General features: G+C 43.1%; 21 protein-coding genes. 11 read left to right on the top strand and 10 right to left on the bottom strand.

All coding sequences use genetic code 11. The features are described from left to right. The first annotated feature begins 55 nt into the window (after positions 1-55). The 6 genes from AC1DRQ_RS12675 (at position 56) to AC1DRQ_RS12650 (ending at position 8,008) form a co-directional block, all read left to right on the top strand. Positions 56-199: a DUF6728 family protein gene (locus tag AC1DRQ_RS12675; protein ID WP_321562784.1), complete on the top strand. Its 144-nt coding sequence runs from the start codon at positions 56-58 to the stop codon at positions 197-199. Continuing rightward, positions 196-573, top strand: a complete 378-nt coding sequence (locus AC1DRQ_RS12670) for a RidA family protein (protein WP_477424850.1) — start codon at positions 196-198, stop codon at positions 571-573. Before AC1DRQ_RS12675 ends, AC1DRQ_RS12670 begins: the two co-directional genes overlap by 4 nt. A 111-nt stretch (positions 574-684) precedes the next feature. Continuing rightward, the gene (recG, locus tag AC1DRQ_RS12665) at positions 685-2,787 is read left to right on the top strand and encodes an ATP-dependent DNA helicase RecG (RefSeq protein ID WP_477424848.1); all 2,103 of its coding nucleotides are present in this window, start codon (positions 685-687) and stop codon (positions 2,785-2,787) included. A gap of 59 nt (positions 2,788-2,846) precedes the next feature. Beyond that, positions 2,847-4,226, top strand: a complete 1,380-nt coding sequence (locus AC1DRQ_RS12660; RefSeq protein ID WP_477424846.1) for a M20/M25/M40 family metallo-hydrolase — start codon at positions 2,847-2,849, stop codon at positions 4,224-4,226. Positions 4,227-4,542: 316 nt separating this feature from the next. After that, a complete protein-coding gene (locus tag AC1DRQ_RS12655) occupies positions 4,543-5,862 on the top strand; it encodes an MFS transporter (protein WP_477424844.1) in 1,320 nt (439 codons plus the stop codon). 94 nt (positions 5,863-5,956) lie between these two features. Continuing rightward, positions 5,957-8,008, top strand: coding sequence for a M13 family metallopeptidase (locus AC1DRQ_RS12650; protein WP_477424842.1), 2,052 nt, complete (start codon positions 5,957-5,959; stop codon positions 8,006-8,008). A gap of 233 nt (positions 8,009-8,241) precedes the next feature. On the opposite strand, the gene AC1DRQ_RS12645 is transcribed toward AC1DRQ_RS12650, so the two are convergent. Beyond that, positions 8,242-9,189: a tryptophan 2,3-dioxygenase family protein gene (locus AC1DRQ_RS12645; protein WP_477424840.1), complete on the bottom strand. Its 948-nt coding sequence runs from the start codon at positions 9,187-9,189 to the stop codon at positions 8,242-8,244. Positions 9,190-9,350: 161 nt separating this feature from the next. On the opposite strand from AC1DRQ_RS12645, the gene AC1DRQ_RS12640 reads away from it, so the two are divergent. Next, entirely contained in the window at positions 9,351-9,821 is a 471-nt protein-coding gene (locus AC1DRQ_RS12640) for a universal stress protein (RefSeq protein ID WP_429400282.1), read from the top strand. A gap of 116 nt (positions 9,822-9,937) precedes the next feature. Here AC1DRQ_RS12640 and AC1DRQ_RS12635 read toward each other — a convergent pair whose 3' ends face one another. The 3 genes from AC1DRQ_RS12635 to AC1DRQ_RS12625 form a co-directional block, all read right to left on the bottom strand. Further along, positions 9,938-11,227: an HAD-IB family phosphatase gene (locus tag AC1DRQ_RS12635; protein ID WP_429400321.1), complete on the bottom strand. Its 1,290-nt coding sequence runs from the start codon at positions 11,225-11,227 to the stop codon at positions 9,938-9,940. A 232-nt stretch (positions 11,228-11,459) separates the two neighbouring features. After that, positions 11,460-11,642, bottom strand: a complete 183-nt coding sequence (locus AC1DRQ_RS12630; RefSeq protein WP_477424837.1) for a hypothetical protein — start codon at positions 11,640-11,642, stop codon at positions 11,460-11,462. Beyond that, positions 11,639-12,616: an SDR family NAD(P)-dependent oxidoreductase gene (locus tag AC1DRQ_RS12625; RefSeq protein WP_477424835.1), complete on the bottom strand. Its 978-nt coding sequence runs from the start codon at positions 12,614-12,616 to the stop codon at positions 11,639-11,641. The genes AC1DRQ_RS12630 and AC1DRQ_RS12625 overlap by 4 nt, the downstream gene beginning before the upstream one ends. Positions 12,617-12,773: 157 nt before the next feature. Between AC1DRQ_RS12625 and AC1DRQ_RS12620 the strand changes: the two genes are divergently transcribed. From AC1DRQ_RS12620 to AC1DRQ_RS12610, 3 genes are all read left to right on the top strand, one after another. Then, a complete protein-coding gene (locus AC1DRQ_RS12620; RefSeq protein WP_477424833.1) occupies positions 12,774-13,955 on the top strand; it encodes a formimidoylglutamase in 1,182 nt (393 codons plus the stop codon). Between the two features lie 71 nt (positions 13,956-14,026). Further along, entirely contained in the window at positions 14,027-15,199 is a 1,173-nt protein-coding gene (locus tag AC1DRQ_RS12615; RefSeq protein ID WP_477424831.1) for a redoxin domain-containing protein, read from the top strand. A 121-nt stretch (positions 15,200-15,320) separates the two neighbouring features. Then, positions 15,321-16,433, top strand: coding sequence for a redoxin domain-containing protein (locus AC1DRQ_RS12610; protein WP_477424829.1), 1,113 nt, complete (start codon positions 15,321-15,323; stop codon positions 16,431-16,433). Positions 16,434-16,708: 275 nt separating this feature from the next. Here the strand turns inward: AC1DRQ_RS12610 and purD are convergent, their stop codons facing one another. The 5 genes from purD to AC1DRQ_RS12585 form a co-directional block, all read right to left on the bottom strand. Beyond that, on the bottom strand, positions 16,709-17,983 hold the full coding sequence (gene purD / locus AC1DRQ_RS12605) for a phosphoribosylamine--glycine ligase (protein WP_477424826.1): 1,275 nt from the start codon (positions 17,981-17,983) through the stop codon (positions 16,709-16,711). Positions 17,984-18,091: 108 nt separating this feature from the next. After that, positions 18,092-18,508 (bottom strand): acyl-CoA thioesterase, encoded by a 417-nt coding sequence (locus tag AC1DRQ_RS12600; protein WP_477424824.1) that lies wholly within the window; start codon positions 18,506-18,508, stop codon positions 18,092-18,094. Positions 18,509-18,602: 94 nt separating this feature from the next. After that, positions 18,603-19,649, bottom strand: coding sequence for an alpha/beta hydrolase (locus tag AC1DRQ_RS12595; RefSeq protein WP_477424822.1), 1,047 nt, complete (start codon positions 19,647-19,649; stop codon positions 18,603-18,605). A 372-nt stretch (positions 19,650-20,021) separates the two neighbouring features. Then, entirely contained in the window at positions 20,022-20,885 is an 864-nt protein-coding gene (locus AC1DRQ_RS12590) for a helix-turn-helix domain-containing protein (RefSeq protein ID WP_477424820.1), read from the bottom strand. A gap of 27 nt (positions 20,886-20,912) precedes the next feature. After that, a complete protein-coding gene (locus AC1DRQ_RS12585; RefSeq protein WP_477424818.1) occupies positions 20,913-21,791 on the bottom strand; it encodes an AraC family transcriptional regulator in 879 nt (292 codons plus the stop codon). 89 nt (positions 21,792-21,880) lie between these two features. Between AC1DRQ_RS12585 and AC1DRQ_RS12580 the strand changes: the two genes are divergently transcribed. Continuing rightward, positions 21,881-22,831, top strand: coding sequence for an NADP-dependent oxidoreductase (locus AC1DRQ_RS12580; RefSeq protein ID WP_477424816.1), 951 nt, complete (start codon positions 21,881-21,883; stop codon positions 22,829-22,831). 69 nt (positions 22,832-22,900) lie between these two features. On the opposite strand, the gene hmpA is transcribed toward AC1DRQ_RS12580, so the two are convergent. Then, positions 22,901-24,112, bottom strand: a complete 1,212-nt coding sequence (gene hmpA / locus AC1DRQ_RS12575; RefSeq protein WP_477424814.1) for an NO-inducible flavohemoprotein — start codon at positions 24,110-24,112, stop codon at positions 22,901-22,903. Positions 24,113-24,121 lie beyond the last annotated feature (9 nt).

Here is a 24,121-nt window from a genome sequence, read left to right as displayed (position 1 = left end):
AGTCCTCTCCTTTGGAGAGGATTTAGGTGAGGCAAAAATTTATTAGTTTTGTACCATGTATTTCTTCAGAAAAAAAGATCCTAATAGGCCAACAAACATCAATCTGCGGATCATGCATTTCATTAATGCATTAGCTATCCTCATGTTTTTGGCGGGGATCATTTATAAACTGATACAAGTGTTCATATTTAAAAAATGATGACAATAATAAACACCAATAACGCACCAGCCCCTATAGGGCCTTACAGCCAGGCCACCATAGCCGGAAACTTTGTATTCGTATCTGGTCAGATACCGCTTAACCCGGTTACCGGCGAGCTCATAACCACAGGTATAACAGATGAAGCTGTAATGGTGATGGAAAACATCAAAGCCATTTTAACCGAGGCCGGTATCGGTTTTGAGAATATTGTAAAAACCAGTATATTTTTAACCGATCTGGGCAATTTTGGTCAGGTAAACGATGTGTACGGAAAATATTTCACAGCCAATTTTCCTGCACGCGAAACGGTACAGGTATCGGCATTGCCAAAGGGTGTTAATGTGGAAATATCGGTTATCGCGATAAAATAAGAGCCTCACCCAACCCTCTCCTTCAGGAGAGGGCTTTGAATAAAAGTTCTAAAATTTAACAACATGCTTATAAAAGTCTCCCCTTTAGGGGAGATTTAGAGGGGCTTACCTATGGATCCTTTTCAAACGCCACTTGTATATTTAAAAGGTGTAGGCCAATCCCGGGCCGAGGTGTTGAAAAAGGAACTGGCTTTAGCAAATTTCGAAGATCTTTTACGGCATTTCCCTTTCAGGTATATTGACCGCACCCGTTTCTACAAAGTAAAAGATATTCAGGCCGATTTGCCTTATGTGCAGGTGCTGACCCGCATCATCAGTAAACAAATAGTTGGCGAAAAGCATACCAAACGCCTGGTAGTTCAAAGCCGCGATGATACAGGTGTGCTTGAATTGGTGTGGTTTAAAGGCATCAACTGGATCGAAAAAACCATTATTCCCGGCAGTGTTTATATTGTATTTGGCAAGCCCGGCTTTTTTAACGGACAAGCCCAAATGGCACATCCCGAAATGGAGCCATATTCGCCGGCAAACATGCAGCGGCAGGGCAATGCCACGCTACAACCGGTATACAACTCAACCGAAAAACTAAAGCAATTTCAGCTGGACAGTAAGGGTATTCAAAAGCTCACCTCGGGTTTACTTGATCAGCATGCCAAAGATATCCGCGAGAATTTGCCGCTGTATATCATCAATCAGTTTAAACTGATTGGCCGGGCCAGCGCTTACCGCAATATCCATTTTCCTGCTGATGCCAATTTGCTGAATGAGGCCATCCTGAGGCTAAAGTTTGAAGAACTGTTTTTATTGCAGCTCAAATTATTACGCAATAAATTACTGCATACCCAAAAGTTTAAAGGCAATATTTTTAATACCGTTGGGCATTACTTTAATGATTTTTATCACCATAAACTTCCCTTTACCTTAACTACTCCGCAAAAACGGGTTTTAAAAGAGATACGCCAGGATACCCAGCGTGGCATACAAATGAACCGTTTGTTGCAGGGTGATGTGGGCAGCGGTAAAACTGTGGTGGCCCTCATGAGTATGCTCATAGCTGTTGATAATGGTTTCCAGACTTGTATTATGGCGCCTACAGAAATATTGGCCAGTCAGCATTATCAAACCATATCAAGTTTGGTAGGTGATGATTTTATTGAGGTGGCCCTGTTAACAGGTTCTACGCCTCAAAAAGTCAGAAAGGTATTGCACCAAAAGCTGGAAAGTGGCGAACTTAAAATACTGATAGGTACCCATGCTCTTATTGAGGATAAGGTGCAGTTTAAAAACCTGGGCTTTGTGGTGATTGATGAACAACACCGTTTTGGCGTAGAACAAAGGGCAAAGCTGTGGCGTAAAAATGCCATACCACCTCATATCCTGGTTATGACGGCCACGCCCATACCCCGCACACTGGCCATGACGCTGTATGGTGATCTTGATGTTTCTGTAATTGATGAATTACCAGCCGGTCGTAAACCTATCCAAACGCTCCATTTTTATGAAAACCAGCGCCTGCGGGTATTTGGCTTTATGAAAAAGGAAATTGCCCTGGGCAGGCAGATCTATGTGGTATATCCGCTGATAAAGGAAAGCGAAAAGCTCGATTTGAAAAATTTGGAGGATGGCATCGCAGTGATGTCCCGCGAGTTTCCTTTGCCCGACTACAGGATCAGCATTGTGCATGGTAAACTAAAACCCGCCGAAAAAGAATTTGAAATGCAGCGTTTTATCAAAGGCCAAACGCAAATTATGGTGGCCACTACCGTAATTGAGGTAGGTGTAAATGTGCCCAATGCATCAGTAATGATCATTGAAAATGCCGAGCGTTTCGGGCTGTCGCAATTGCACCAGCTGCGTGGTCGGGTAGGGCGCGGTGCCGAGCAATCTTACTGTATTTTGATGAGCAGCCATAAGTTAAGCCATGATGGTAAAATAAGGCTGGATACCATGGTTAAAACCAATAACGGCTTTGAAATATCAGAGATCGACCTGCAACTGCGTGGTCCAGGTAATTTGGAGGGTACGCAGCAAAGCGGTGTACTCGATTTAAAGGTGGCTAATCTGGCAACCGATCAGGAACTGCTGATCAAAGTGCGTAAATGTGTTGAACATATTTTTGAAAAGGACCCGCAACTGGCCCTGCCCGAAAATCAGGTGCTGCACCATGCCTTTGAAACAAAAAATGCTGGTTTAAGCTGGGATAAGATCTCCTGATATATCCTTTTTTCTGCCAAAATATTACATTTGTTAAAACTGATCTTACTTATATACTCATGAAGAAAATTACCTTATTACTGGCTGTGCTCTTTACGGCCACCCTGCTCCATGCGCAGGATTCATTGACCATCCGTAAAATTTATGATGAAGCCCTGGTAAACGGCAAGGCTTATGAAAACCTGCATTACCTGTGCAAAAATATTGGGCAGCGGTTAAGCGGCTCTGCAAATGCGCAAAAGGCGGTGGAATGGAGTAAAAAATTAATGGAAAGTTATGGCTTTGATAAAGTGTACCTGCAGGAGGTAATGGTACCGCATTGGGTTAGGGGTGCAAAGGAAACGGCTTTCATTATTGATGGCAAAACCCGCATCCCGGTTCCTATCGCGGCTTTGGGTATGTCGATAGCTACACCGGCGACAGGCATTACTGCAAATGTAGTGGAAGTACGCAGCCTGAAAGAGCTGGAAACGCTGGGCGAGGCCGTGATAAAAGGGAAAATAGTTTTCTTTAACCGCCCGTTCGATCCGCGTTTTATTGAGACCGGCCATGCCTACGGCGCCGCAGGCGACCAGCGTTTTATGGGACCCGCTGCAGCAGCCAAATATGGTGCTGTTGGCGTTATTGTACGTTCGTTAACCGAAAGTCTTGATGATTATCCGCACACTGGTGCAACACTTGCCGGCGAGGGTGTGAAAATTATACCGGCAGCAGCTATATCAACCAAAGCAGCCAATAAGTTAAGCAATATGCTGCGCTTACGTAAACTGCCACTTGTTAAATTTTACTTTAAACAAAGCTGCCAGTTACTGCCCGATGTATTATCATACAATGTAATTGGCGAGCTGACCGGCACTGAAAATCCGAATAAATTTATCAGCGTAGGTGGTCACCTGGATTCATGGGATTTGGCCGAAGGCGCGCATGACGATGGTACCGGTGTAATGCAATCGGCCGAGGTGCTGCGTATATTTAAAGCAATAGGTTATCGCCCTAAAAACTCCGTACGTGCCGTGTTTTTCATGAACGAGGAGAATGGCCATAAAGGCGGATTAAAATATGCCGAACTGGCTGCACAAAACAAAGAAGAGCACATTGCCGCTATTGAAACTGATGAAGGTGGGTTTACCCCGCGTGGTTTTAGCTTTGATGGCGTATCAAAAGATTTTATTAAAAATGTTAATGATAAGTATAAAGCCCTGTTGGAGCCTTATGAAGTTGACCAATTGGTAGCAGGTGGCAGCGGTACCGATATTGAGCCGTTGAAGGAAAAACTTCCGGGTATTATCCTGATCGGTTTCCGCCCTGATTCGCAGCGTTATTTTGACATTCACCATACCCCAAATGATGTTTTTGAGAACGTAAACAAACGCGAACTGCAATTAGGTGCAGCCGGTATGGCCGCGTTTATATACCTGATAGATCAGCATGGGTTGTAGGTTTGTCTGAACTTTGATTTTCAGGATTAAGGGATTACCACGATTTTTGTAGAGACGCATCACATGCGTCTCTTTTTAATTAAATAGGGGTGAGGTATGTGCGATTCCCCTCTTGAGAGGGGTGGAGGGGTGTGTTTCTTCAGATATAATGCACACACACACCTGCCAGCCCACAAATCCTCGCGCCCCCTCAAGAGGGGATCTCATAGCAGGGGCGGATTTAACCGGCACATCAAAAAAACCTATAAAAACCTTAAATCGTGCTACTAAATCCCAAAACCGTATTGTAAATTTGCAGCACATCTAAATCAACATAGTGACCGAAGAAGGTAGTAGTACTCCCAAAATTGATTCCTTTGCAGCATTGCGATATAAAGATTTCAGGTCTTACGTCGGGATGCGCTTTTGTTTCACCTTTGCATATCAAATGCAGGCTGTTGTTATCGGCTTTTATATTTACCAGATCACTAAAAGTGTTTTCGCGCTTGGCCTGGTGGGTTTGTTCGAGGCTATACCGGCAATAGGCATCGCGCTATACGGCGGCTATATTGCTGATAAGTCTGAAAAACGGAAGATGCTGCTCATCATATTCGCTATGGTTATCATCACCTCGTCGGTGATGTTTACTGTTACGCTTAAAAGCATGAGCGGTATTATTCATACCAGTTGGATAGTGCCCATCATTTACTCCATGATATTTTGTAATGGTGTTGCCCGGGCATTTTATGGCCCTGCTACTTTTACCGTTTACGCACATAGCATCCCTAAAGAAGTTTACCCCAATGGCAGTACCTGGAGCAGTTCGAGTTGGCAGATAGCATCCATTGTTGGGCCGGCAACCGGGGGGCTTATTTATGGTTATGCCGATAAAATTATACCAGGATTAACTGGTATCACCGCAACATTTGCCGTTATCATCCTGTTCATGATCATATCATTGGTGCTGGTTTTTATGCTGCGTAAATATCCGCCGGTATTCATCCCAAAAGAGAGTATCTGGAAAAGCCTGTCAGAAGGGATACACTTTGTGTTCCATAATAAAATGATGATCGGGGCTATGAGTCTTGACCTTTTCTCGGTGTTTTTTGGTGGTGCGGTAGCGCTTTTACCAGTATTTGCCAACGAAATATTAAAAGTAGGCGCCGAAGGTCTGGGTATTATGCGTGCAACATCATCATTGGGAGCTGTTTTAACCATGCTGGCTATGGCGCGTTTCTCGCCTATGGGTAAGCCCTGGCGTAACTTACTTATCGCGGTTACAGGTTTTGGTCTGTCCATCATTTGCTTTGGTTTATCGCGCAGCTTTTACCTTTCGCTGCTGTTTTTATTTACCGAGGGAGCTTTTGATAGCATCAGCGTAATCATTCGAGGTACTATTATGCAGCTTTTAACACCTGATCATATGCGAGGCCGTGTATCAGCTGTAAACCAAATGTTCATCGGCTCATCAAACGAAATTGGCGCTTTTGAGTCAGGAACCGCCGCCCGTTTACTGGGAACGGTACCGGCTGTAATATTTGGCGGCAGCATGACCATGCTCATAGTGGGTGTCACCTACCTTAAAACCAAAAAACTCATCCCCCTCTCGTTAAATCAGATACAACCACCAGCGGTTGAAGTAAAATCTGTTGTATAACAGATATATCAACAGCGTCTTAGTAATATCAATTCATCTTTATATCTTAGGCTTTTAGGTTTTTTACGTCTATTAATTTTAAAAGAATTAGTTTATGAGAATTACAAAATGGACTTTAGCGGTTATTCCTGCTATTATTTGGGTATCATGTAACCAGAAAAATCAGGAATCATCGACAGACGATGTTTCTAAGCGGACCGTGTTTTTTGATAAAACCGGCATGGACACTACCGTAAAACCAGGTGACAACTTTTATTTGTACGCCAGCGGTAATTGGTTAAAGAAAACAGAAATACCGCCATCGCAAAGAGGCTGGGGCTCATTTTATACCTTATATGATGACAATCAGAGAAATCTGCATAAAATACTGGAAGAAGCAATTAAACAGAATAACGCGGCTGGAAGTAAAGAGCAAAAGGTAGCCGATCTTTATATCAGTGGTATGGATACGCTTGGTATTGAGAAGCTTGGCTATGAACCTGTTAAGCCATTGTTAGCAAAAATTAATGCAGTAACCAATTACAAACAATTGGTAAGTGTTGCTGCCGATGGCTACAAAAATGGCGACGGCTTTTTGTTCGGATTTTCTGTATCGCCCGATGACAGGATAAGTACCCATAATATTGCCCATTTTGATCAGGCTGGTTTAGGTTTGCCCAACAGGGATTATTATTTTAATACCGACTCGGCTACAGTTAAAATACGCGCGGCGTACCTTAGATATATAGCTAAGTTGTTTACATTAACAGGCATCGATGGAGCAAGTGCTATTAAAAGGGCCGATGGTATTTTAAAACTCGAAACGGCTATTGCCAAATCGCACCTGACACCAACCGAACTGCGCGATCCGGTTAAAAATTATAACAAATTTGCCGTGGCCGACCTCCAAAAGCAAATTCCTGATATTGATTTGAAAGATGCTTTTAAGCGTATGGAACTAAACGCCGACACCGTTTTGGTTGGTCAGCCTCAATATCTCAAAGCATTGGACGATTTGCTAAAAACGCAGCCAATTGATATTTGGAAAGATAAAGCTGCTTTTACCGCTTTGGATAACGCATCAACCAGCCTGGGTAAAAGTTTTAGGGATGCCAACTTTGAATTTAATGGTAAAACATTGAGCGGACAAAAACAACAGCAGGAACGCTGGAAAACCGTTATTGAATCGATTGATGGTGGTCTTGGCGAACTGCTGGGGCAATTATACGTTGAAAAATATTTTACTCCTGATGCCAAGCAGCGTATGCTGACCCTGGTGAATAACCTGCAGACTGTATATAAATCGCGTATTGAAAAGCTGGATTGGATGAGCCCTGAGACAAAAGAAAAAGCGCTTGCCAAATTAGCAGCCTTTACCAAAAAAATAGGTTATCCTGATAAATGGAAGAACTATGATGATGTAGAGATTAGCAAGGATACCTATTATAAGAATCAGGAATCAATGGCCCGCCACAGATATAACGAGATGATTAAAAAGGTAGGTAAACCGGTTGACAAAACCGAATGGGGAATGACACCGCCAACGGTTAACGCTTACTACAACCCAACCTTTAACGAGATCGTGTTCCCGGCGGGTATATTGCAGTTCCCTTTCTTTGATAAGGATGCGGATGATGCCATTAACTATGGTGCTATTGGTGCTGTAATTGGCCATGAAATGACCCATGGTTTTGATGATCAGGGCCGCCAGTATGATAAAGATGGTAACCTGAAAGATTGGTGGACCAAACAGGATGCCGACAAATTTAAAAGCCGGGTGCAAATAATGATTGAGCAATACAACAAATTTACCGTGTTGAACAACCTGCATGTAAATGGCAGCCTTACCCAGGGCGAAAACCTGGCTGATATTGGTGGGGTGGCCATAGCTTACGAAGCATTTAAAAACACTGCCCAGGGCAAGAGTGATAAAAAGATAGATGGTTTTACACCCGATCAGCGTTTCTTCCTGTCGTTTGGTCAGGTATGGCGTATAAAAACCCGCGACGAAACGATGCGTATGCGGATCAGCGTTGACCCGCACTCACCCGAAATGTACAGGGTAAATGGTCCGCTATCAAACACCCCGGCATTTTACAAAGCGTTTGACATAAAACCAGGCGATAAACTTTACCGTGCAGAAAATGAACAGGTAAAAGTTTGGTAAGCAATTATTGCCTGTGGAGACACCGGCAATGGAAAAAAATAAAAAATGCCACTTGTTTTGCAGGTGGCATTTTTGTTATCAAATATCGTCATGCCGAATTTGTTTCGGCACCCCACATGTAAAGTGTACAACATGCAAGATACTCATTCTATAAGATCCTGAAACAAGTTCAGGATCTCATAGAATGAATGGATGTTTAAAGTCTCCCCTTCAGGGGAGATTTAGAGGGGCTTTTACCCCAGTACGTTATCTACCCAGGCTTTGCCCCAGTTTTCTACTTCCTCATCGGTCCATAAAGATGGGTAAAATATGCGTTTCTGGAAACGCGGTGGCAGGTATTTTTGCCAGTTGGTACCACCTGTGGCTTTGATCTCCTCGGGCTCGCGGTTCAGGTAGCGCACGGCCGATTTATAATGCGATAATGGCCAGTTCACATTTACGTTGACATCCAGTCGTTTTAATTCTGTTTGCAGCTCAGGGTATAATTGCCCGGCTGATTTAAACTGCAGGGCAAGTGCATTAAAATTATGGTTAACATTGGCTTTGCCCAATTCAATAAAAGTCTTTGAATATTTTTTTTCGAACTGTTTAAGGGTGAGTGTTTTTTTACCGGTCGATAGCTCGGTGGCACCAAATTTCCAGTACAGGTATTCAAACTGATCTTCGATGGGGGCATTGCTTAGTTCTTCGCGCTTATCCTTGGCTACCAGGTTTATAAAATCGGTAGCGTATATCTCGATCATGCGGTATTGGCCCGACTGAAATCCACTGGCAGGGAGTAATGACATCCGGAATTTCAAGAACTGTTCCTTCTCCATTCCATCAACCATGATCTCGAACGATTGGGTAAGCGCTTCAAAATACCGGTTAATTCGTTTTAACCTTGCGGTAAAAAACTCGGCGGTTAAGGGTTGGGCCTCTGCAATTTGGCGGCACTCATGTAAGGCCAGCTTAAAATACAGTTCGGTGATCTGGTGGTATATGATAAATATCTCTTCGTCAGGGAACGGCGTTTTAGGGTTTTGCAGGCTAAGCAGGGTATCCAGATGGATATAATCCCAATAGGTTAAAAAATCGGCATGTAGCAAACCGTCAAGGTAGGAGTTCATATCCTGCCCCATAGCTTCATATTTTTCTTGCAAGCGTGCCAGGCGATCTTCAATTTCAGGATGGAAATGCATGATCAAAGGTAATAAAATTGGGTTATCTGTAATGTTGTGGGCGGTGTTTGCTGTAATCTGGTAAGTATCTGCAAAAAATATAAACTTTTTAGAGGAGTAAATGTCTTTATAGCAAATGTGCTCAGAAAATTTTGGTGCAGAAAAATTAAAGCTTAAACCCTATGAAGATCAGTAAAGTAATTATTGGTATTGACGATAGCGCTTATGCGCACAATGCAGCAGCATATGGCTTTGATGTAGCCCGCAGTTATAAGGCGGCGGTAGGTTTGGTTCATATTATTGAACCTACTATTATACCTCCCACTCCCGGAGATAATTTAACCGGGATACCAATGGATAGTACCCTGGGCATACAGGAAGCCGAATTAACAGACATACAAACTACTCAATCTGAAATACTCATTGAACGTATTATAAAGGAGTTTGGAGACGGGTTGGAGATAACAACCTATATGCAATACGGTTCAAGAGCCGACGGAATAATTGATTGCAGCAAAGAGTTTAAAGCTGACCTCATAGTTGTAGGAACCCATAAGCGCTCTGGTTTTGAAAGGCTATTATCAGGCAGTGTAGCCGAAGAGGTGGTACGCCACTCTAAAGTGCCCGTATTGGTAGTGCCGTTTGAGGATTAGTGTAGTTGTGGTTCGGGTTTCGTGTTGCGTGGTTCGAGGGGATTTGTAAAACATGAAAAACATCTTTACCAAGGTTCAAACCCGACCCTGGCAACCCGACCCCCGCAACAGATTATCTAATACAGCAACCTAAACTTTATAGTATGTTCAATGGCTTTTAGCTCGTTAAGTACCTGGGCATCATAGCCGGTATTTACATCGGTAATTACGTAACCTATCTGCGCATTGGTAACCAAAAACTCACCCACAATATTAATGTTGTGGCGGGCAAATACATCGTTTATTTTGGCCAGTATGCCAGGTATGTTTTTGTGGATATGTATTAAACGGTGGGCATTGTTTATACGCGGCGGTTGCAGATCCGGAAAGTTGCAACTGGTATGTGTTTTACCCTCGTTCATGAAAGCCATTACCCGGCGGGGGATAAAATCATTATTGTGCGGGTTATGCTTGGGGTCGTCAAATATAATGATGCCGCAATCGGTGGCAGTATCGGCAAGTTTGCGGTTACTTTTGCCAAAAATACCTATTACTTTAAGCCGGCCGGCATTCTGGATCTGCTCCGGGTTGGGCTGATTGGCTTCATCACAAAATAAAACGCCTGCTTCTTCCAGGTATTTTTCTTCAATGCTTTCGCGGTGGCGTAGGTTATAACCTTCTTTCTTCATCTGGGCCAGGGCGTCTTCGTCTACATCACCTACTATCAGGCATTTGATGCGATTTTTGGGGTATGATATGGCCCGCGGCAGTTTGTTAAGGTACAGAAACTCATCAAAACTGGGTGTAATATGGTCAGCCTTTTCGGCTACTGATTTACGTTCGATATTTTCGGTAAAGGCAAAGAATTTTTTGATCATGCCCGATTCCTTTAGCTGGAAATCAGAATAGCCATCGCCAATGCCATAAATATCACCGGGCAATTGCAGCTCTTTCAGTAATTTTACCTTGCCACCTTCCTGCGAAAGCGGGTTTTCCCTGTCATACCCAATGATGTTGCCATCATCGTCAAATACAAAAGTGTTGGCGTAAATATTTTCTTTTTTTATGTGATATTCGGTAACTACCGGGGTAATAAATTCCTTGAAACCACCCGATACGATCAATACTTCATCCTGGTGATTTTTAAAGAATATGGTATTGCGCGAAAACGAGGTGGATACCTTTTTCTTAAGATGGGTGATGAGTTGCTTTAAATGATCGCGGTTGGCCTGCAACAGTTTTACCCTTGCCTCTAAACTTTGTGTAAAGGATAGTTTACCCTCCATTGAGGCATTGGTCAAATCTTCAATCTGTTTATAAATATCCTCGCGGTCGGGATGATTTTTGAGAGAAATGCGGGCCAGTTCGTCAAGGGCCTCAACCTGTGTAAACGTGCTGTCGAAATCAATAATAAAGTACTGCTCCATCTTGGGTGCAAATGTGCGAAATTTTTTGCTGATGAGCGGGAAGGAGTTTAATATATTGACGTTATGAGGATAATGGAATGTGAGTGATGGATCAAAGCAAATGTCATCCCGAACGAGGAATGAGGAGGGATCTTATACGCAGGGCATTTCAAGTGCATAAGATTTCTCCCTACGGTCGAAATGACATTGGGTGTATATAAAGAACGAAAGATTGTTTATTGAATAGCTATATTTATATGTAGTTTATAATTAACCCGATACCTAAAATGATGGCCCCAATTCCTGTAAAAAACATTTTAATATCGTAGCCTTGATCTTGAAATTCTCCTTTTAAAAATTTTCTCCCATGAGTAAAAACTATATATACCCCTATTCCGAGGCTAACTATTCCACCTACAACATATAAACCTTTCATTTACCTTTATTCCCCAGCGCCTTACAAACCTCCGCTATCGTTTCACTCACCGGTTTAAATTTAAAATTAATAGCTTCCTTAATTTTGGAATTATCAAACTTGCGGATCTGTGAAGCAGCCCGGGCCGATGTTTTATCAATGGCAGGATCTTTACCAGTTAACGCCGCGATAATGGCCGCGCCGCGCCAGGCCAGGCCCATCATCCAGGGTTTGGCTAATTTTGCCGGTGGTTTTATGCTGAAGCCGCTGGCGATTTCGGTGGTCATTGCTTTATAAGTATAGTTTTCGGCACTGATGATGTAGCGTTCGGCAGTGATGTCGCTGTTCATGAGAGCTACCATACACTTGGCTACATCTTCCACATCAACAAAACCTCCGCTGCCGCCGGTGTAAAATTTGAGGCCCTTACGTACGGTCTCGAACAAAGCTCCGGTACCAGTTGTGCCGGCGCTGACGCCTAAAATAAGGGAGGGGTTTACAATTACCGCATCCAAACCTTCGGCAATGCCGCGCCAAATCTCCATTTCGCTTTCCAGTTTTGATATGGCATAACCATCATTATCGGCCGACTGCTCCAGGTGATGGTTCTCCGTGATCAGTTCGCCGGGTTTAGCTACGCCAATTGCCGCTATGGAACTTACATGAACTATGCGTATGCCCCGTTCTGCGCACAAATTAACCAAATTGGCTGTTCCGGTAACGTTGGTGTTGATCATCGGCTTTTTATCAGCCTCTTTTAACGATACCCATGCCGCGCAATGGTAAACCTGGGTAATGCCTTCCAGGGCGTCAGCAAGCGCAAATACATCCATCATGTCGGCATCAACCCATGTTATAAGGTCATGAAAAGGGTTCAGCAAAGCAGGTATTTTGGAACTACTCCTTTTGGTGCAGCGAATCCGTGCCCCTGAACTAACCAGCAGTTTTGCCAGTTCGGCCCCTAAAAAACCCGTAGCGCCAGTAACTAAAATCATATTGCAAATGTGATTATAAATGTTTGAAATTTATATTTGCAAATTTCAAAACTTGCAGACGAGTAAATGACTCTGATAATTCATTAAATTCTTTAATTCAGGTTCAGACAAAAAATCTGCACATTTGCACATCTGGAATCTGCACATTTGAAACATTATGTCCTTAGCTGATTTTTTTACACCTATTGATCTTAAAAAGATCGCTCCTAAAAAGGGGTATTATACCAGCCAGCTTGGCGATAAAATTGTGCATTATTCTGTTGATTTTCCTGATCTGGAGGAGAAAACAGACCTGGCCATTATCGGCGTTATGGACGACCGGAATGCCATAGATAATCCTGGTTGTGCGCTTGGGCCTGATTACATTCGCGAAAAACTTTACCTGCTTCATGAGGGCGGCTACAGCGTAAAAATTGCCGACCTGGGTAATATACGCGCCGGGGCCACGGTTACTGATACCTACTTCGCGCTTAAAACCGTAGTAGGCGAACTGATAAAAAAAGACATTATTCCCATTATACTGGGTGGCGGGCAGGACCTCACCTACGCGCAATACCTGGGTTATGAAGACCTGGAACAAAAGGTTGACCTGGTAGTGATCGATTCGCATTTTGACCTGGACGAGGATGAAACCCAGGACACTATGGAAACTACCTCGCAATCATATCTCAATAAAATATTTTTACACGAGCCCAATTATTTGTTCAATTACAGCAATCTGGGTTATCAAACTTATTTTGCCAGCCAGGAAAGCCTGCGGGTAATGGATAAGCTTTATTTTGATGTACACCGCCTTGGCGAACTGAGCGGAAAGGTGGCCATTACAGAACCCGCCATCCGTAATGCCAGTATGATCAGTTTTGATGTGGGTGCTATCCGCTCCTCAGATGCTATGGGCAATGCAAACGCCACGCCCAATGGGTTTTACGGTGAAGAAGCCTGCCAGCTGTGCCGTTATGCAGGTTTTAATGACAAGCTAAGCTCCATAGGCTTTTATGAGTTTAATCCGGCTTATGACAGCAACGGACAAACCGCGACACTGCTGGCACAAATGATATGGTATTTTGTAGAAGGGGTATATAACCGCAAACGCGATTTTCCGCTTAATCCCAAAAATCAATACCTTATTTATAAAACAAGTTTAAAACATGAAGATCAGGAGGTGGTATTTGTGAAAAGCAAAAAATCAGACCGCTGGTGGATGCAGGTACCATATCCATCAGGAGGTTCACGTAATGAGCGTTTTCACCTGGTTCCCTGCAGTTATGATGATTATAAAATGGCCGCATCAGGTGAACTGCCTGATCTGTGGTGGCGCACTTATCAAAAATTAAACTAATAATATTATATTAATAATTATAATTCACACAGCTTTTTAACGTTAACAAAGCTTATAGTTTTTATACTCTGATGAAGAAATTGTTTTTTTGCATAGCAGCCATGTTGCCAGCAATGGCATTTGCCCAAACCTCCGATACTTTTACTGTTAATGGTAAGCTGGGTACCATCGGTGCTCCGGCTAAAGTGTATTTGATATATCAGTTAGGCGCCAATAACGTGGTGGATTCGGCAAATGTTGCCAATGGTGCTTTTAGCTTTACCGGTAGTTTATTAAATCCGGTGAATGCAACTTTGGCGCTTGATTACAAAGGTATTGGTCTTGCCAAATATGTACAGCTGAATTATGCTGATGGCGGACCATCAAAAACAGCTGATGATCTGAATCTTTTTCTTGAAAAAGGAACAATAACTATCAACAGTAAAGATTCGATATCAAAAGCACAAATTACAGGGTCGCCTTTAAATGACGATAACAGAAAGCTTACCTCACAACTGACCGTTATTAATAAAAAGGCACAGGCATTAATGACCGAAGCAAAAGCAGCCACGCCCGAGCAGCAAAAAGCGCCTGATTTTCAAAGCAGGATGCAAGCCCGGTATAAGAATATCCAGGCCGAGCAAAAAGCCGCGCTTAAAAACTTTATTACCAATAACCCCAATAGCTATTTGAGCCTGCTGGCCATTAACTCGGTAGGTGGCCCTGCGCCTGATCCAAATGAAATTGAGCCGTTGTTTAATGGCCTGTCACAAAGTTTAAAGGATACCGAAGCAGGTAAAAACCTAAAACATGGTATTGATGGTTTAAAAGTAACCGCAATTGGTGCTGTAGCTCCCGATTTTATACAAAACGATGTAAATGGTGCGCCGGTTAAACTATCATCATTCAGAGGTAAGTATGTGCTGCTTGATTTTTGGGCATCATGGTGCGGCCCCTGCAGACAGGAAAACCCTAACGTGGTACGCAACTATAACAAATACAAAGTAAAAAACTTTACTGTAGTTGGTGTATCGCTTGATAAGCCTGAAGGTAAATCGGCATGGCTTGATGCTATTAAGAACGACGGCCTGGCCTGGACACAGGTATCTGACCTTAAATTCTGGAACAACGCGGCCGCCGCGCTTTACCAGGTAAGCTCTATCCCGCAAAATTACCTGATTGATCCTAACGGAAAGATCATTGCTAAAAACCTGCGCGGCGAAGACCTTGACGCCAAACTGCAGGAATTGTTTGGGAAAATATAGTATCCAACTGTATACATACGGGCGAATTTTATTTGCAATATTTTAATTAATAAGTATTTAGATAATTGAAATAATACTAATTTGCGTTATGAACATTAGCGCAATAAAAAAAATAATCTTAATGGCAATAGCAGGCCTGCCTGCTATTGTTTTTGCACAGAATGCCAAATATACCGTACAAGGTAAAATAGGCGAAAATAATGCCCCGGCCAAAGTATATCTCGAATATCGTGTTAAGGGCAAAACGGTGATTGATTCTGCTACCCTAAAAGATGGTAAATTTCAGTTTACAGGTGTAGCCGGCAGTAACCCCAATTATGCTGATATCGCTTTTAATGCTAAAGGCACCGGGGTACACGATGCTGTGGATTATCGCTCCATTTATCTGGAACCGGGTATTATTACCGTAACTACAACCGATTTATTGGCTAATGCAAAGATTGAAGGGACCAAAACCAACCTGGAAAACGAGAAATACCAACTGGTGCAAAAGCCAATAAATGATGCTTACAAAGCACTGGATGATAAACAAAAAGCAGCCACACCCGAGCAGCAAAATTCGCCGGAGTTTATTAAGCAGACGAAAGCCGATGAAAAAGCGATAGACCAGCAGAGTGCCGCTACAGATAAAAAATTCATCCAGGAAAACCCTGATTCATTTATCAGCTTAAATGCACTGGAATCATTTGCCTACAGTGCCGATTATGTGGATATTGAGCCATTGTTCAATGCCTTATCTCCGGCTTTGAAACAAAGCGAAGCCGGTAAAAAGTTTGCCGAGCGAATGCCTAAGTTAAAGGCTGTGGCATTAGGCGCAACCSCACCTGAATTTGCTGAGGCCGATACCAGCGGTAAGGTCATCAAGCTGTCGTCTTTCAGGGGTAAATATGTTTTGATTGACTTTTGGGCCTCATGGTGTGGTCCGTGCCGCAGGGAGAATCCTAATGTAGTACAAGCTTACAATCATTATAAAAATCAGAAATTTACTATTTTGGGTGTATCGCTTGACAGGCCAAACGCTAAAGAAAAATGGTTAGCAGCTATACATAAAGATGGCTTAACCTGGAATCAGGTATCTGACCTTAAGTTTTGGGATAGCAAGGCCGCCGCTTTGTATGCAGTACGCGGTATTCCTCAAAATTTTCTACTCGATCCTAATGGAAAGATCATCGCTAAAAATCTGAGAGGTGATGACCTGGAAGCTAAACTGGCCGAAATATTCGGGAAGATTTAATTGGTTCATTAGTTCACTTTTTCATTAGTAACCACTTCATAAAAAAAGCCAGATCAATTCAATATGATCTGGCTTTTTTATATGTGTATATTAAACTTGTCATTTCGACGAACGGAGGGTGGTTTTGAGCGTTTGCGTACGGAGAAATCTTATACGCTGTGTTTTTTATGTAGCATAAGATTTTTCGCTATCGCTCAAGAGGTAGTTTCTCCTCGTACCTCGTCGAAATGACATTGTTAGAAATTAAAAGTTTAATGAACCAATAAACCAATGAACTACAATAAGTCAAACCCAATATCGCGCCTGAAATACATGCCATCATAATAAATACGGCTGGTATCGGCAGTGGCTTGCTGCAGGGCGGCGAACATATTATCCTGCAGAGTGGTTATAGCTAAAACCCGGCCGCCTGTGGTTATCACATTTTCACCATCGATACTTGTACCGGCATGAAAAACTATCGAATCACGTACATTCTCTGTTCCGGTTATTACTTTGTTCTTCATGTACTCACCGGGATAGCCGCCTGCAACCATCACTACGGTGGCCGCGGTTTTATCGCTTATAATTAATTCTTTTTCATTCAGATTACCTTCGGCAACGCCCAACAGCAGATCAACAAAGTCCGACTCAATGCGCGGCATAACACTTTCTGTTTCAGGATCGCCCATGCGGCAGTTATATTCAATTACCCATGGCTCACCATCGCTGTTCATAAGGCCAATGAAGATAAAGCCCTTGTAAGGAATATTTTCCTTTTTTAAACCCTCAACAGTTGGAATGATCACCCTTTCCTCTACCTTTTGCATAAAGGCGGCATCAGCAAACGGCACCGGCGAAACGGAACCCATGCCACCTGTATTCAGGCCGGTATCGCCCTCGCCAATACGTTTGTAATCTTTGGCTTCGGGGAGTATTTTATAATGTGTACCATCGGTCATTACAAAAACCGAAAGCTCAATGCCTTGTAAAAATTGTTCAACCACAACCCTTGAACTGGCTTCGCCAAACTTAGCTTCGGCAAGCATTTCGGTTAGTTCAAGCCGGGCTTCTTCCAGCGTGGTGCATATCAAAACACCCTTACCAGCTGCCAGGCCGTCGGCTTTTAATACAACCGGTAAACCAGCCGTAGCCAGGTAAGTAAGACCTTCCTGCAGGGTATCTTTGGTGAAAGTTTTGTAGGCCGCGGTTGGTATGTTATGCTTTTGCATAAACTGTTTTGAAAAATCCTTACTGCCTTCCAACTGAGCGGCCTCTTGCTGTGGTCCAATAACCGGGATGCTTTTCAGCTGATCATCTGCCAGAAAAAAATCGTGAACACCTTTTACCAGCGGCTCCTCGGGGCCAACCAATACCAGGTTAATGCCATTGCTTAAAACAAAAGCTTTAATACCCGCAAAGTCGGTAACCTTAAGGTTAACATTTGTGCCATATTGTTGTGTACCGGCATTACCGGGTGCAATAAACAGTTTTTGGCATTTAGGGCTTTGCGATATTTTCCAGGCGAAGGCACTTTCTCTTCCGCCTGAACCGAGGATCAGGATATTCATGGCGGCAAAGATAGTTATTTGCCTGTAAGTTTCGACCGATGGCCTTATACGTAAAATTCTCTTGGTGATTAAACCAAGAGAATTTTTACGGGGGAAATTGAAATTGATTTAAACTTCCAGTACAGGGGCATCCTTTATTTTTTCAAGCACCGATGCAGGCAGATATGGTCTGCCGCCGGTTGCAGGTACGCAGGTGCCGGTAAATACGGCTTTGGTCATTACCTTGTTGTTTAAGATAATAGACTGTTTAAAATGTAATTTAGGCGCACCCGCCTTGTCGGCGAATAGGTCACAGGTAACCTTAAACTCATCGCCCTTTTTTAATGACCTTAAAAAGCTGATGCTATAGTTCGATAAAACCATATATACGCCATTTTTTGCTTCGGTGTCAAAATCAAAGCCCAGCACCTCGCGGACGTAATCGTGCCTGCAATACTCCATATAAAACGGATAATAGAGGCCGTCCATAATTTCCTGAACATCTATGTGCTCATCCTTTGCCACGTAGTTTTTTGAATATTCCATTTGTGTATATTTTATAGGTAGGCGGCAAATATATTAAAACAAAAAATCCCGGCTATAAGCAGCCGGGATTTTTATTAGCTGTGTTTGCCTGGGTTTATTTGGCAAGCGCGTTTTTAATTTCAGTACCAGCCTGAACCACAACAGCCTGAGTGCCGGGAACATGAGCTATAGGGTTAAGCAATCCCCAGTCGTGGATCATGCCATTGTAGCGCATTGATTTTACTTTAACACCAGCTTCGTCCAACTTGCGGGCGTAAGCTTCACCTTCATCGCGCAGCACATCGTTTTCGGCTACTGCTACTACTGCAGGAGGCAAGCCTTTTAATTGTTCAAGGGTTGCTTGTAATGGCGATGCATATATTTCTTTACGTTTTTCAGGATCGGTAGTGTAATTATCCCAGAACCATTTCATAACACTTTTAGTCAGGAAACGATCTGTAGCATATTTGTTGTATGACTCTGTTTCAAAATCGGCATTGGTTACGGGCCATAAGAGTACCTGCAATTTAATTTCGGGTCCCTTTTTTTCTTTTGCCATGAGGGCAACCACGGCGGCCATGTTACCACCAACACTGTTACCTGCTACTGCTAAGTTTTTACCGTCAACGTTGATCTCGCTGCCGTTTTCAGCAACCCATTTTGTAGCGGCATAGGCCTGATTAATAGCTGTAGGATATTGAGCTTCGGGCGATGGGGTGTAATTTACAAACACTGCTGCCGCGCCTGATGCTACCACAATATCGCGAACGAGGCGCTGATGGGTAGGGAAATCGCCAAGCACCCAGCCACCACCATGGAAAAACATGAACACCGGCAACACACCTGTTGCATTAGCGGGCTTAACAATATGTAATTTGATGGGCTCGCCGCCATCGGCGGTAATTGTTTTTTCGGTAATGGTGATATCGGAGTAATCAAACTTTACTGATTCCTGAGCACCTGTCAGCACGGCACGTGCATCTTTTGGCGAAAGCTCTTCAAGTGGTTTGCCGTTACCTGAATTAAGCACTTTCAAAAATGCCTTAATATTACTTTCAATGTTTGGATCTTGCTGCGGATCAATAGGTTGAACATTTGTTTGGCCTGTGCTAAGTGTTAAAATAACTGAAGCAGGTTTGTTGGGGGTGTTTTGAGTTTTCATGCTGTATATGTTTTTAATAGTTGATTATTCGTTTGAACATAACAAAGATACATTGCCAATTAAAGCAACTCAATGCACAATTTTAGACATATATAGCACATTTTTCCCCTGGAGGCCCTCTACCCCCTGAAGGGGGAACTTTTTGATTTGCTTGCAAACTACTCACCCTGGCTTTGCTTCGCTCGCCATCCCTCTCTTCGCCTTCGGCGCAAAGAGGGGGCTTTGAAAATTGATGAAGGATAGTTAGACAAAAGATCAAAGAAAAAAATCTCCTCAACCCTCCTCCGGCGAAGGCGAAGAGTCGACAAGCGCAGCGATGTCGGGGTGAGTCTACTCAAAACCAGGCAAAACTGCCTTTTCTCGGTTTATTATTCAAAAAGCTCCCCCTTCAGGGGGTTGGGGAGCCTGGTATTTTATTCTGAAACTCTGCGGTGAAGCATCTGCCTGTTTGCTAAACAGGCGGATAAAATAGGAGGGATCATCATAACCTAATTTATAACCTATCTCCTTTACGCTTAAAGTAGTGTGCACCAGCAATCTTTTGGCCTCCATGATGATGCGGTTTTTGATAATGTCATTTGGGGAAGTATTGCTGTAACGGGTTATACGTTTATTCAGCGCCTTCGGACTTATGTTGAGCAGATCGGCATAGTCGGCTACGGTATGGTGTTTGGTATAATGCCACTCCACCAGTTGGCTAAAGGTTCTTGAAAACTCAGCTTCTGCATGGGCATCTTCAGTAATTACCTGGTGTTTCCGTTTCCATAACCGGGTAGCTTTAATAATAAGCTGTTTTAGTAAAATACGCAGCATTTCTTCCATGGAGCTATCATTACGCTCAATTTCTACTTTCATTTCTCCAATGATCTGCTGCATATTAAGCGATTCCTGGGCACTCATTAACACAACGGGGATCTCGTATACATTATGAAAGAGGATACCATCGCAGGCCACTTCTTTATCATGTATTTCTACACAATAAAAATCGCGGTTGTAATAGATCATCGTACCTGAACAGTGTTCGCCAAATTGATAGTATTGCCCCACGTTGATAAAAAATAGAGCATCCTCCTCCAGCTGATAGTCGGTAAAGTCAATAATTACCTGGCCACCGGCTTTTACAAAAACTATTTTAATAAAACCGCTATAATCGCCTGATTTCAACTGGTTGAGGATATCTTGTTGGAAATCAAAAAAGCCAAATTTTTTAAAAGTAAATTCTCTGAAACGGGCCATGAAAATATATAAAGTGTGAGTCTGTTTTTAAGCGGGTAAAAATTTTTCTGTTTGATCGGCTGTCCTGATATTCTTTTTGAACTGGGCAGGCGATTCCCCCCTGTATTTCTTAAATGTTTTGGTCAGGTGGCTTTCATCGGTAAAGCCAAGTTCAGAGGCAATTTCATTCAGCCGCATATTGCTGTGGCGCAACCTGGTTTCGGCTAATGACAATTTATAATTGATGATAAACTGCTGCAGATTTTCGCCGGTTTGCTTTTTAAAGTATTCGCTGATGTAGTTGGTGGAGATATTAAAAAGATCGGCAATGTTTTCGGCCTTCAGTTTTTCGGGGTCATAAATATTCAGGTGTATATAGTTAATGATCTGCAGGGCAACAGTATCGCCACCTGTTTTCGCATCACACTTAATGGTAATATTCCTGGCTACAATAGTAATTAACGTATTGATGAGTTGCTGTACCACATCTTTCATCATGTCTTGCCCCAGTTCATATTCAGCAACAATAGCATCTATAATGGCAGCTGTTAACGGTTTATCTCTTTCGTTTTTAATAATAGCGCCCTGATCCTGTTTGCTCTGAAAAATATATTCCAGCTTTTGCAGCCAGTTTCCGGAGTTATGCTGTTCATCCTTAGTAAATACTCCTTTTATATAGATGTTATTAAAGCATACAAACACAAAGGACGTAAGCTGCTCCACGGTAAAATGATGAACCATCATCGGACTAAGCAAATACAGGCTGCCCGGCCCGTATTTTAAAGCGTTACCATTGATGTTATGTATGCCCTCGCCCTCAATAATATAAACCAGCTCAAAAAAAGTATGCTGATGTACCTTCATCGGGCATTCGTTCGATCTCAGCAAGTGGATATCAAAAGGCTGAAAGAGATGTCGGGTTTGCATATCCTTTAAAACTACGTTTTTATCCCAAAATTGTACCGGAATTGGCCCGTGGCTTTGTCCGACATTTGGGTATACAAAATAAAGATAACATGAAAGCTATAATATTAACAGAAAACGGTGGTACCGATAAGCTAATTTTAAAGGAAATTGACAAACCGGTTATTAAGGCCGATGAAGTTTTGATAAAAACCCGGTCTATAGGCATTAATCCGGTTGATGGTTTTGTAAGGAAAAACGAGGCGTACGTGAAAAGAAAATTGCTAATAGAGCCCGGCGAACAAATGATACTGGGATGGGATGTTTCTGGTACGGTTGTGGAAGTTGGTGACGAAGTAACCGATCTGAAAATTGGCGACGATGTATTTGGAATGGTAAAATTCCCCGGCCATGCCAAAGCTTACGCCGAGTATGTAGCAGCCCCTGTAAGCCACCTGGCTATAAAACCAGCCAGCATATCACATAACGAAGCCGCGGCTGCCTCACTTGCCGCATTAACCGCGTGGCAGGCACTGGTTACCTATGCCAAAGTAAAACCGGGCGACAAAGTGCTGATCCATTCGGCCGCAGGTGGCGTGGGGCATTATGCCGTCCAGATAGCCAAACATTTTGGCGCCTATGTAATAGGTACAGGATCGGCAACGAGCAAAGATTTTATATTAGCACTGGGTGCTGACGAATTTATTGATTACAGTAAGGAAAAATTTGAGGAAACGGTACAGGACGCTGATGCGGTACTTGATGGCATTCCTGGTGATCATATATTGAGGTCATTAGATGCTGTTAAACATGGGGGCCGTGTAGTAAGTCTGCTTGCCTTTTTTGAAGGCGAAAATGCGGAAAAAGCCAAATCAAAAGAAGTACAGGCCTACAGGCTGGCAGTGGAATCAAACGGTGAAGACATGAAGCAAATAGCCAAACTATTGGAAAATGGCAGCCTGAGATCGCACATATCCGATATATTTAGTTTTGAAGATATCCCTGCCGCGCATGAAAAGGTAGAGGGCGGTAAAACCAGGGGCAAGATAGTGGTAGAATTATAATGGCTTTAACAATCAAGGTATTTAAAACAAAAGCCGGCTTAACGCCGGCTTTTTGCAAGTATTATTTAATTAATTTAAGGAGAGCAGTTGCGGGCCAAACTCTTCAAAATAGATGTGTTGTTTATTTACCCCGGCCCCAACCAGGTCATGATATTGCTTTTGAATAAACGCGGAAGGGCCGCAAATAAAATAATGCGCATTGGGCTGGAGGTTTAGCGAGGGTACTTTGCTAATATCCAGGTAACCTTCTAAAACGCCTGCTGCCCTGTTTTCGTCAGTTACCTGGTTATAAAAAACGTGTTGCTTTACGTTGTTCTTTGTTTTCACAATATCATTGAGCTGGTTCCTGAAAGCATGTACCGACTGATCACGGCAGCCATGAAGCCAGGTGATGGGATGGGCGTAGTCATTTTCAACCAGGCTATGTAGCATGCTCAATAATGGCGTAATACCAACGCCACCGCTAATGAGGGTAACCGGTGCATCAATATTAGCGGCCAGTGTAAAATTACCTGCCGGTGCGGTAAGGTCAACAATATCGTTTTTATTAATAAAGTCATGAAGCTGATTGCTGATCATGCCGTTGGTATCCAGGTTGACTCCTTTTTCCCGCTTTACAGAGATGCGATAGTATTCATGGCCTGGGGTGCTTGATACGCTGTATTGCCTGGCTTGTTTCAGGTTAAGCTGTGGCAAAAACAAGCGTATACTGATAAACTGCCCCGGTTGGTGTGGCGCTACCTTGCCTCCATCGGCAGGATAAAGGTAAAACGAGGTGATCTCGGCAGATTCTGTTACTTTTTTACCTACTTTAAAAGGGCGCCAGCCTGTCCAGCCATTAGTCCGGTTGGTTTGCTGTTCATATAAATTAGCCTCATGGCCCGACATAAGCTTAGCCAGCTGATTATAAGCGGCTGTCCAGGCATCTACAATTTCGGGGGTAGCGGCATCGCCCAAAACTTCCTGTATAGAGGCTATCAGGTGMCTGCCCACTATAATATAATGTTCGGGACGAATATCCAGACTAATGTGTTTTTGGCCAATACGGTCGACTACAGGGAGCAGTATCGTTGGATCGGCTATATGTTCGGCATAGGCCAGTACGGCCATGGCTAAAGCAGTTTGCTGTTTTCCGCTCTGCTGGTTCCCCATATTAAACATATTCTTGAGTTCGGGGTGATGGGTGAACATCCGGTTGTAGAAATATTTGGTTAGCAGTACGCCGTTTTCCTTCAGTATTGGTACGGTTGCGGTAATGAGTGTTTTTTGTTCGGTTGTCATAATGAATAT

The organism is Mucilaginibacter sp. P4_E8, assembly GCF_056401495.1.
The sequence above is the reverse complement of the archived record's forward strand: the minus strand, read 5'-3'. Positions and strand labels throughout refer to the sequence as shown.

Excerpts from the sequence above, each read along its gene's own strand:
- AC1DRQ_RS12675 (WP_321562784.1), top strand. The coding sequence starts at position 56 with ATGTATTTCTTCAGAAAAAAAGATCCTAATAGGCCAACAAACATCAAT.
- AC1DRQ_RS12670 (WP_477424850.1), top strand. The coding sequence starts at position 196 with ATGATGACAATAATAAACACCAATAACGCACCAGCCCCTATAGGGCCT.
- recG (WP_477424848.1), top strand. The coding sequence starts at position 685 with ATGGATCCTTTTCAAACGCCACTTGTATATTTAAAAGGTGTAGGCCAA.
- AC1DRQ_RS12660 (WP_477424846.1), top strand. The coding sequence starts at position 2,847 with ATGAAGAAAATTACCTTATTACTGGCTGTGCTCTTTACGGCCACCCTG.
- AC1DRQ_RS12650 (WP_477424842.1), top strand. The coding sequence starts at position 5,957 with ATGAGAATTACAAAATGGACTTTAGCGGTTATTCCTGCTATTATTTGG.
- AC1DRQ_RS12645 (WP_477424840.1), bottom strand. The coding sequence starts at position 9,189 with ATGCATTTCCATCCTGAAATTGAAGATCGCCTGGCACGCTTGCAAGAA.
- AC1DRQ_RS12640 (WP_429400282.1), top strand. The coding sequence starts at position 9,351 with ATGAAGATCAGTAAAGTAATTATTGGTATTGACGATAGCGCTTATGCG.
- AC1DRQ_RS12635 (WP_429400321.1), bottom strand. The coding sequence starts at position 11,227 with ATGGAGCAGTACTTTATTATTGATTTCGACAGCACGTTTACACAGGTT.
- AC1DRQ_RS12630 (WP_477424837.1), bottom strand. The coding sequence starts at position 11,642 with ATGAAAGGTTTATATGTTGTAGGTGGAATAGTTAGCCTCGGAATAGGG.
- AC1DRQ_RS12625 (WP_477424835.1), bottom strand. The coding sequence starts at position 12,616 with ATGATTTTAGTTACTGGCGCTACGGGTTTTTTAGGGGCCGAACTGGCA.
- AC1DRQ_RS12620 (WP_477424833.1), top strand. The coding sequence starts at position 12,774 with ATGTCCTTAGCTGATTTTTTTACACCTATTGATCTTAAAAAGATCGCT.
- AC1DRQ_RS12615 (WP_477424831.1), top strand. The coding sequence starts at position 14,027 with ATGAAGAAATTGTTTTTTTGCATAGCAGCCATGTTGCCAGCAATGGCA.
- purD (WP_477424826.1), bottom strand. The coding sequence starts at position 17,983 with ATGAATATCCTGATCCTCGGTTCAGGCGGAAGAGAAAGTGCCTTCGCC.
- AC1DRQ_RS12600 (WP_477424824.1), bottom strand. The coding sequence starts at position 18,508 with ATGGAATATTCAAAAAACTACGTGGCAAAGGATGAGCACATAGATGTT.
- AC1DRQ_RS12595 (WP_477424822.1), bottom strand. The coding sequence starts at position 19,649 with ATGAAAACTCAAAACACCCCCAACAAACCTGCTTCAGTTATTTTAACA.
- AC1DRQ_RS12590 (WP_477424820.1), bottom strand. The coding sequence starts at position 20,885 with ATGGCCCGTTTCAGAGAATTTACTTTTAAAAAATTTGGCTTTTTTGAT.
- AC1DRQ_RS12585 (WP_477424818.1), bottom strand. The coding sequence starts at position 21,791 with ATGCAAACCCGACATCTCTTTCAGCCTTTTGATATCCACTTGCTGAGA.
- AC1DRQ_RS12580 (WP_477424816.1), top strand. The coding sequence starts at position 21,881 with ATGAAAGCTATAATATTAACAGAAAACGGTGGTACCGATAAGCTAATT.